Annotated in this window: 5 protein-coding genes; 1 reads left to right on the top strand and 4 read right to left on the bottom strand. The window is 55.6% G+C overall.

Annotation, left to right across the window (positions count from 1 at the left end):
* Positions 1–159: 159 nt before the first annotated feature.
* Genes PO883_RS34305 through PO883_RS34295 form a run of 4 tightly spaced genes read right to left on the bottom strand, consistent with a single transcriptional unit; the run spans position 160 to position 921 of the window.
* A complete protein-coding gene (locus PO883_RS34305; protein ID WP_373890140.1) occupies positions 160–330 on the bottom strand; it encodes a hypothetical protein in 171 nt (56 codons plus the stop codon).
* On the bottom strand, positions 327–584 hold the full coding sequence (locus tag PO883_RS34300; protein ID WP_289313778.1) for a hypothetical protein: 258 nt from the start codon (positions 582–584) through the stop codon (positions 327–329). Before PO883_RS34300 ends, PO883_RS34305 begins: the two co-directional genes overlap by 4 nt.
* Positions 539–742 carry a hypothetical protein gene (locus PO883_RS35335; protein ID WP_373890139.1) on the bottom strand — a complete coding sequence of 68 codons (204 nt, stop codon included), beginning with the start codon at positions 740–742 and terminating at the stop codon, positions 539–541. Before PO883_RS35335 ends, PO883_RS34300 begins: the two co-directional genes overlap by 46 nt.
* On the bottom strand, positions 742–921 hold the full coding sequence (locus PO883_RS34295) for a hypothetical protein (RefSeq protein ID WP_289313777.1): 180 nt from the start codon (positions 919–921) through the stop codon (positions 742–744). Before PO883_RS34295 ends, PO883_RS35335 begins: the two co-directional genes overlap by 1 nt.
* Before the next feature lie 269 nt (positions 922–1190).
* Between PO883_RS34295 and PO883_RS34290 the strand changes: the two genes are divergently transcribed.
* Positions 1191–1679 (top strand): hypothetical protein, encoded by a 489-nt coding sequence (locus tag PO883_RS34290; RefSeq protein WP_289313776.1) that lies wholly within the window; start codon positions 1191–1193, stop codon positions 1677–1679.
* Positions 1680–1862 lie beyond the last annotated feature (183 nt).

Raw genomic sequence — 1862 nt, 5'->3', positions numbered from 1 at the left:
CTAGCCTTGGACTACAGGGCACCTCGAATTAGCGGGTCAATCCGCGTAATCCCCGGCCACAATGCCATCCGATGCATTTTTAACGTCAGATCGGGCCCTTGCCCGCCCATGTCATGGGCGCTGGACCTCGTGTTGTGCAGTCCGGACGGACTGCGGGCATCAGAATGCCTCGACGCGGGCCTCCTTCAAGTAGACCAGGCGCCGCAAATTGTGAGCAGCGACCTTCCAACTGAGCTGCAACGTGGCGCGCGCCAGCCTGCTCATGCGCAGGCCTTTGCCGCCCATCTCGGCCAGGCCGGCAAACACATGCTCGATCCGGGCGCGGCTCATGGCGATGCGCGCATTTCGTCGATTTTGGGCTTGCGAAATTGACTTGTCCTGCTTCCTTTGCGCTCGATGTGCATGCGCCAGCCCTGCTGCGTCAACCTGTCTTCGCGCTCGCCATCCACGTAGCCCTTGCCTCGCAGGACGTTGCGATTGGTATTTGAGGGGCCCAGTACCGCCTCGACATGGAGGGGGTCATGCTCGCTGCCCGTGCTTACCTTGACCTTGCTGAAAACCAACTTTGGAGCGCTTGTCTGCATTGGCCGATATCTTGTAGCCAAAGTAGGACTTGCATGTTTCCTGGTCCCGCCCGCGCCGGTGTCTTTCTGGCGGCGCTTCGCAGGTGCCCAGTCGATTGGAATTCCATTTCCTCGCCGCTCAGGTTGAACAACTGCTGGATCAACAGGACCCGAAGCATCAGTTCGGTTGGAAATGGAGGACGCCCGCCGCGTTCGCGGCCCGGGCGTGGAGCCACTTCGTCAACCGCATCGGCAGCGTGACGAGGTCGGAATGCTGCTCCGTTACCTTGAGCGCGTCACCCAGCTTGCTCGGCTTAGCTTCGCGTTCTTGCTCGGCAAACAGACTCATCTTGATCATGAAATTACGTCAGCAACAAGGAGCCGCCATGATGCCGCGGCTGGGCCAGCTTTTCGAGGTGCCCACTTATCGACAACAATAACGAGTTCATGCATGTGCGGATGAATGCAAAAACCATATAAAATTATCAATAAATCTTTCCTTTTGGTTAAATAAATGCTACAATAACATCTTTAATAGTTTGGTCATAATAGGCACTGAATATTTGCCTCGCATCCGACAGCCTATGTACGGATCAGACGATTTTCGCGCGCGACCTTAGGAGATGTATGGGCAATTTCGTATTTTTCGGGATAAAAGAAGCCGGTGGCTGCGGGCAGCACCTGATCGCAAAATGTTCAATTTTAGGCAAGGTCGCGAAATCTGCAACCTTCTTCATTTTTTTGATGTTTTTCACATCCCCAGCGCAAGCCACAGCGCCGCAAGTCAAATACATGTACGTCGTGGGCACGACGCATGCTCCCATTGCATCGCGACAAGCTGCATGCATGGCTTTTGCCGACTATTTTGCCGGAATGTTTACATCGCCGCGCGTCGATCCGGACGCGGTCTCGGAAGAACCAAATCTTGTAGGCCCGGTAGCCAATATCCGTTGTTTATACAACCTCGTCTCGAATAACCAAGTCGACGCACGTAGTCCGGGAGTTGCCTATTGCAGCCCGACACCAGCGGGCGGCGGGGAGTTTGTTATCGATAAGCGAAGTGACACATGCCTATGCCCCGTAGGGAAAAAATACTATCCGGATGTCGACAAATGAGTGACAGAAACACCCGTTCCGGAGCCTAAAGCGCCACCCGGCAAGCCGTCGGACAACGGCCCAAGTTGCGGCGGCGGTGCCCCACAGCCAAAGTGCGGCGAACCGATCAATCCTGGCACAGGAAACATGTGGCACATCGAGGACGACTACACCTCCGCCTCACCGATTAGCGCTCTTGCGATC

It is taken from the genome of Massilia sp. DJPM01 (assembly GCF_030348125.1).
GTDB lineage: Bacteria > Pseudomonadota > Gammaproteobacteria > Burkholderiales > Burkholderiaceae_D > Telluria_A > Telluria_A frigida.
Note: the sequence above shows the minus strand (reverse complement) of the source record. Positions and strands in the feature narration are given on the sequence as shown.

Excerpts from the sequence above, each read along its gene's own strand:
- PO883_RS34305 (WP_373890140.1), bottom strand. The coding sequence starts at position 330 with ATGAGCCGCGCCCGGATCGAGCATGTGTTTGCCGGCCTGGCCGAGATG.
- PO883_RS34300 (WP_289313778.1), bottom strand. The coding sequence starts at position 584 with ATGCAGACAAGCGCTCCAAAGTTGGTTTTCAGCAAGGTCAAGGTAAGC.
- PO883_RS35335 (WP_373890139.1), bottom strand. The coding sequence starts at position 742 with ATGCTTCGGGTCCTGTTGATCCAGCAGTTGTTCAACCTGAGCGGCGAG.
- PO883_RS34295 (WP_289313777.1), bottom strand. The coding sequence starts at position 921 with ATGATCAAGATGAGTCTGTTTGCCGAGCAAGAACGCGAAGCTAAGCCG.
- PO883_RS34290 (WP_289313776.1), top strand. The coding sequence starts at position 1,191 with ATGGGCAATTTCGTATTTTTCGGGATAAAAGAAGCCGGTGGCTGCGGG.